This is a genomic window from Psychrobacter sp. CAL346-MNA-CIBAN-0220 (genome assembly GCF_040309805.1).
Lineage (GTDB): Bacteria > Pseudomonadota > Gammaproteobacteria > Pseudomonadales > Moraxellaceae > Psychrobacter.
In genome coordinates this window covers 1-332 of sequence record NZ_JBEOPF010000068.1, presented here as the reverse complement: position 1 = coordinate 332, position 332 = coordinate 1, and the positions used below count along the sequence as shown (strand labels likewise).

Annotated in this window: 1 protein-coding gene; it reads left to right on the top strand. The window is 41.9% G+C overall.

Features of this window, described 5'->3' with window-relative positions; translation table 11 throughout:
• The coding region (locus AAEY88_RS12730) for a 1-acyl-sn-glycerol-3-phosphate acyltransferase (protein ID WP_350562964.1) at window positions 1-332 on the top strand (332 nt) is incomplete at both ends.

Below are 332 nucleotides of genomic sequence, written 5' to 3'. Positions count from 1 at the left end.
AATAAAGGCCACGAAATTATTTATATGCCGTGCCATCGCAGCCATATGGATTACTTACTACTTACTTATGCTATTTATCATCAAGGTTTAGTACCACCACATATAGCCGCGGGTATTAACATTAACTTTTTTCCGGCAGGCGGGATCTTTCGCCGCTCGGGTGCGTTTTTTATTCGCCGTTCATTTGCCGGTAATAAGCTCTACTCTGCAGTATTTAAAGAGTATTTAAGCCAACTGTTTATTAAAGGTTACTCTGTTAAGTTTTACACGGAAGGCGGTCGAAGCCGAACTGGGCGCTTACTTCCACCTAAAACAGGTATGCTATCTATGAC